The sequence below is a fragment of the Nakamurella sp. genome (genome assembly GCF_048594475.1).
Classification (GTDB): Bacteria; Actinomycetota; Actinomycetes; order Mycobacteriales; family Nakamurellaceae; genus Nakamurella.
This window is the reverse complement of the sequence record NZ_JBMDXT010000377.1, coordinates 1-5,261: the sequence shown is the minus strand read 5'-3', so window position 1 is coordinate 5,261 and position 5,261 is coordinate 1. Positions and strand designations below refer to the sequence as shown.

At 74.1% G+C, this 5,261-nt stretch carries 5 protein-coding genes; 1 reads left to right on the top strand and 4 read right to left on the bottom strand.

Going from position 1 to position 5,261, the window contains the following annotated elements:
• The 3 genes from ACOJUF_RS16950 to ACOJUF_RS16940 all read right to left on the bottom strand — a co-directional run.
• On the bottom strand, positions 1–597 hold a 597-nt coding region (locus tag ACOJUF_RS16950; protein ID WP_420123000.1), incomplete at its 3' end, for a ComF family protein.
• 519 nt (positions 598–1,116) lie between these two features.
• Entirely contained in the window at positions 1,117–2,856 is a 1,740-nt protein-coding gene (locus ACOJUF_RS16945; protein WP_420122999.1) for a glycerol-3-phosphate dehydrogenase/oxidase, read from the bottom strand.
• Between the two features lie 67 nt (positions 2,857–2,923).
• Positions 2,924–3,397, bottom strand: a complete 474-nt coding sequence (locus tag ACOJUF_RS16940; protein ID WP_420122998.1) for a winged helix-turn-helix transcriptional regulator — start codon at positions 3,395–3,397, stop codon at positions 2,924–2,926.
• A 78-nt stretch (positions 3,398–3,475) separates the two neighbouring features.
• On the opposite strand from ACOJUF_RS16940, the gene ACOJUF_RS16935 reads away from it, so the two are divergent.
• The gene (locus tag ACOJUF_RS16935) at positions 3,476–4,204 is read left to right on the top strand and encodes an SDR family oxidoreductase (RefSeq protein WP_420122997.1); all 729 of its coding nucleotides are present in this window, start codon (positions 3,476–3,478) and stop codon (positions 4,202–4,204) included.
• Between the two features lie 76 nt (positions 4,205–4,280).
• Here ACOJUF_RS16935 and ACOJUF_RS16930 read toward each other — a convergent pair.
• Positions 4,281–5,261 (bottom strand): NAD(P)H-quinone dehydrogenase (locus tag ACOJUF_RS16930; RefSeq protein ID WP_420122996.1); only part of this gene is annotated, 981 nt, incomplete at its 5' end.

The window sequence follows — 5,261 nt, the reverse complement described above, 5'->3', positions numbered from 1 at the left end:
CCCGGGCGGCGGGGTCAGGCGGCCGACCAGGCGCACCCGGCCGGCGAGGTTGCGCTGCCGCGCGGCGGCGTCCAGGCCGACCGAGTCGCGCGCCCGCCCGGCCGTGACGAGGCAGGGCGCCACCCCGGTCGGCAGGCCGGCGACGGCCGCCGACCGGGCCGCCGCGGTGGCCATCGCGTGCACCGGATCTCCGCCCCGGCGCCGGGACGCGGCCGGCCGGCTCGGTGCGGGCACCAGCCAGACCGGGTCGCCGATCGCGCCCCAGGCGTGCAGCTGCCGCACCGCATCGCCCAGAGCCGGTCCGAGCCGCGCCGGCAGGTCGCGCCGGCCCTTCTCCTTGCCGGCCAGGATCGCCGCCCGCACCGGACCGGCATACCGGGCCAGCGCCCAGAGCGGCGGCAGCCGGTGCGCGTCGGCGAGTTGCTCGGGCGGCCGCACCCGCCGCGGGGGGCCGGGCAGCCGCGCCGGGGAAACCGAGCCACCCCGGCCGGCCCCCCCCCCACCCGGGCACGGGCGGGGCAGCACCAGATCGGCGGCCGCATCGACCAGGTCGCTCAGCCCGGCCGGCCACCCGGGGGACCGTTCGGAGCGCCGCACCCGCCGAGCGTCCCGGCCACGCCCGACCGGGTCAACCCCGCCGCCTCACCCTGTGGACAACCCGCCCCCGACCGCGCGGATCATCTGCGCCGGCGCGGACGAAGTCGCCCCGAATGTGCACAGTGGGGCAGAAGTCGACGACTTCATCCGCGCCGCCGGGGGGGTTGTGGCCGCCGCCGTCAGCCACGCACGCTGTGGCGGAGCCGGCGCGCAGGCCGGACGAGATCCCCCTCAGCGGTCGAAGAACGCAGTTGAGGTGGATCTCGTCGCATCCACACCCCTGCGCGGATCAACTCGAGCCGAATGTGAACGGTGGGACGGAAGTCGACGACATCGTCCGCGCCGGCGGAGATGATCCGCGCGACAAGGCGGCGCGCGGAGTCGGGCCGGCGGCGAACTCGGGCGAACCCGGAGGCCGGGTGATCCCGGTGAGCCCGGAAGGCCGGGTGAGCCCGGTGAGCCCGGAGGCCGGGTGAGCCGGGGAGGCCGGGTGAGCCGGGAGGTCAGGGGCCGGGGAGGTCAGGCGACCGGGGAGGTCAGGCCGCCGCGCACCTCCGGCGCCTCGAGCCGGACCTTGTCGGCCGAGTCGTCGTCGGGCTCGGTCTGCGAGCGGCGCTCGGCGTCGACGCGGGCCTGGTAGGCCGTCACCTCGTGCTCGACCTGCTCGGGCGACCAGCCCAGCACCCCCGCCATGATCTCGGCGACCCGGCGGGAGGACTCGGTGCCGCGGTGGGCGTACTCGATGGAGATCCGGGTGCGGCGGGCCAGCACGTCCTCCACGTGCAGCGCCCCCTCGTGCGTGGCCGCGTACAGGGCCTCGGCCTGCAGGTAGTCCGGCGCACCGGGAATCGGCTGCAGCAGAGAGCGGTCGCCGTCGGGTCCGGAGGCCGGGGCCAGCAGCTCGTGGATCTCCGAGCCGTACCGGTCGAGCAGGTGCCGGATCCGGTAAGGGTGCACCCCGTGCTGGGCGGCCAGCCGGTCGGCCTGGTTGACCAGCGCCTGATAGCCCAGCGCACCGACCAGCGGCACGTCCGCCGTGCAGGAGGGGTTGATCCGCCCGGGCAGGTCCTCTCCCGCGGCGTCCACCGCGTCGGCGCCCATCACCCGGTACGTCGTGTACTTGCCGCCGGCGATGGCGATCAGGCCCGGCGCGACCCGGGCGACCGCGTGCTCGCGGGACAGCTTGGACGACTGATCGCTCTCCCCGGCCAGCAGCGGCCGGAGCCCGGCGTAGACGCCCTCGATGTCGTCGTGGGTCACCGGGACGGCCAGCACCTTGTTGACGTGTTCGAGGATGTAGTCGATGTCGGCCTTGGTCGCGGCCGGATGGGCCAGGTCGAGCTTCCAGTCGGTGTCGGTGGTGCCGATGATCCAGTGCGACTTCCACGGGATGACGAACAGCACGGACTTCTCGGTCTTGAGGATGATGCCGCTCTCCGAGGCGATCCGGTCCCGGGGCACCACCAGGTGCACGCCCTTGGACGCGCGGACCTTGAACCGCCCGCGCCCGCCGGACAGGCGCTGCAGCTCGTCGGTCCACACCCCGGCCGCGTTGATGACCGCCCGGGCCTTGACGTCGGTCTCGGCCCCGGTCTCCACGTCGCGCACCCGGACCCCGGCGACCCGGTCGGACTCCTTGATGAAGCCGACCACCTGGGTGGAGTTGCGGATGACGGCGCCGTAGGCGGCGGCGGTGCGGGCGACGGCCAGCGTGTGCCGGGCGTCGTCGACCTGACCGTCGTAGTAGCGGATGCCGCCGACCAGCGCGTCCCGGCGCAGCCCGGGGACCAGCCGCAATGCGCCGGCCCTGGTCAGGTGCCGGTGCCGCGGCACCGACCGGGCGCCGCCCATCGTGTCGTAGAGGATCAGGCCGCTGCCCACGTACGGGCGCTCGACCACCGACTTGCTCAGCGGGTAGAGGAACGAGACCGGCTTGGCCAGGTGCGGGCAGATCTTGGTCAGCATCAGCTCGCGTTCGGCCAGCGCCTCCTTGACCAGGCCGAACTCGAACATCTCCAGGTACCGCAGACCGCCGTGGAAGAGTTTGGACGACCGGGACGAGGTGCCGGAGGCGATGTCCCGCGCCTCCACCAGGGCGACCGAGAGCCCGCGGGTGACCGCGTCCAGCGCGGCCCCGGCGCCGACCACCCCACCGCCGATGATCACCACGTCGAACGTCTCGGACCCGAGCCGGTCGAAATTGGCCGCGCGCTCCTGCGGTCCGAGCCGCGCGCTGGAGGAGATGCCGTCACCGGTCATGTGAGCTCGACCCCTTCGTCGTTGTGCCGGTGCCGACGCTACCCAAGGTTGTTCGGCCCGCAACCCGTCAGCGACCGCCGGTTGCCCCGGTGTGCGGCCCGACCCGGTCCAGCCGCACGTCGGCGAGCGCGACCGGCCGGTCGTCCGGTCCGGTCAGGGCCGCCCGCAGGGCGCGCCCGCTGGTCGCGTCGACGAACCGGAACGGCGAGGGCCGGCCCACCGGCAGGTGCTCGACGCCCCAGCCGGCCAGCGCGGCGAGGCCCGGCGCGAGCGCCCGCCCGGCGTCGGTGATCACGTACTCGTCCCGGGCCCGCTCCCCCGGCTCGCGGTAGCTGCGGCGCTCGAGCACGCCGTGGTCGACCAGCTTGCCCAGCCGGTCGGCCAGCATGTCCGGGGCGATGCCGAGGGAGGCGCGGAAGTCGGCGAACCGGGTCACCCCGGCCAGCGCGTCCCGGACGATCAGCAGCGCCCACTTCTCGCCCACCACCGCCAGGGCGCGGGCGATCGGGCAGGCCGCCGCAGGCCCCGTCCGGTCCGTCATGACCTCCATCCTACCGCTGAGTTGCCATTTCCAACCGAGATGCTAGGTTGGAATCTCCAACTCAGATCGGGAGCCATCATGACCACACTCGACGGGGCCGTCGTGCTCCTCACCGGCGCCAACGGCGGCCTGGGCCGCGAGTTCGTCCGCCAGGCCCTGGCCCGCGGGGCGCGGACCGTCTACGCCACGGCCCGCAGGCCCCGGGAGTGGGCGGACCCGCGCGTCGTCGCGCTGCCGCTGGACGTGACCGATGCGGATTCCATCGCCGCCGCGGTCGCCGCCGCCGGCGACGTGACCGTCCTGGTCAACAACGCCGGCGCCACCGGCCCGGCCTCGCTGCTCGACGCCGACCTCACCGCCGACCTGGCCGGCGTGCGGGAGCTGTTCGAGACCAACGTGTTCGGCCCGCTGGCCGTGGCCGCGGCGTTCGCCCCGGTCCTGGCCGCGAACGGCCGGGACGGCCGGGGGGCCGCACTGGTCGACATCCACTCGGCCCTGTCCTGGCTCGCCCGCGGCGGTGCCTACAGCGCCAGCAAGGCCGCGCTGTGGTCGATCACCAACTCGCTGCGCCTGGAGCTGGCCGACCGGGGAACCCAGGTGGTCGGCGTGCATCTCGGCTACACCGACACCCCGATGATCGCCGACCTCGACGTGCACAAGGAGGATCCGGCGGACGTCGTCCGGGCGGTCTACGACGGGCTGGAGACCGGCGCCCACGAGGTGCTGGCCGACGACACGAGCCGATCCGTCAAGGACCTCCTGAGCCAGCCGCTGACGGTGATGTACCCGGAGCTGGCCAGGGCCTGAACCGGCCGGCCCCGGGGCGGTCGCCCGAGACGCCCGGGACGGGTGCAGGCGCGGTGGTGGCGGGCCGTCGGCGCCGTCAGATGCCCTCGGCGTCGGTGTGCATCAGCCGCCGGCCCAGCTCGGTGATCGACCCGGACAGCGACGGGTAGACGCTGAATGTGTAGGCCAGATCCTTGACGGTGAGCCGGTTCTGCACCGCGACGGCGATCGGCAGGATCAGCTCGGATGCGGCCGGGGCGCACACCACCCCGCCGATGACGATGCCGGTCAGCCGCCGGGAGACGATCTTGACGAAGCCCTCCTCGAGCCCGAGCATCTTGGCCCGGGCGTTGGTGGCCAGCGGGATCATCAGGGTGTGCGCGAGCGCCGGGCCGGTCTCCGCCTCGACCTCGGAATAGCCGACGGTGGCGATCTCGGGGTGGGTGAAGACGTTGCTGCACACCGTCTTCAACCGGAGCGGGGCCACGCCCTCGCCGAGCGCGTGCCACATCGCGATGCGGCCCTGCATGGCGGCCACCGAGGCCAGCATGAACACCCCGGTGCAGTCGCCGGCCGCGTAGATCCCCGGCACGGACGTGCGGGAGACCTTGTCGACCTCGATGAACCCGCCGGCGTTCAGCGCGATCCCGGTCTTCTCCAGACCGATCTTGCGGGTGTTGGGCACCGCGCCGACGGTCATCAGGGCGTGCGAGCCCTCGATCTCGCGGCCGTCCTCCAGCGTCACCACGACCCCGCCGCCGGTGTTGCGCACCGACCGGGCCCGGGCCCGCTTGGCCAGGACGCTGCCGCGGGCGGAGAACACCTGCTCGATGACGGCCGCCGCATCGGCGTCCTCGGACGGCAGCACCCGGTCCCGGCTGGAGACCAGGGTGACCTTCACGCCCATTTCGGTGTAGGCCGAGGCGAACTCGGCGCCGGTCACCCCGGAGCCGATGACGATCAGGTGGTCGGGCAGCTCGTTGAGCGAGTAGACCTGCCGCCAGGTCAGGATGCGCTCGCCGTCCGGGACCGCGTCCGGCAGGACCCGGGGGCTGGCCCCGGTGGCGACCAGCACGAC

What these genes read in the sequence shown, in the direction of transcription:
- ACOJUF_RS16940 (WP_420122998.1), bottom strand. Translation starts at nt 3,397, where the DNA reads ATGACGGACCGGACGGGGCCTGCGGCGGCCTGCCCGATCGCCCGCGCC.
- ACOJUF_RS16945 (WP_420122999.1), bottom strand. Translation starts at nt 2,856, where the DNA reads ATGACCGGTGACGGCATCTCCTCCAGCGCGCGGCTCGGACCGCAGGAG.
- ACOJUF_RS16935 (WP_420122997.1), top strand. Translation starts at nt 3,476, where the DNA reads ATGACCACACTCGACGGGGCCGTCGTGCTCCTCACCGGCGCCAACGGC.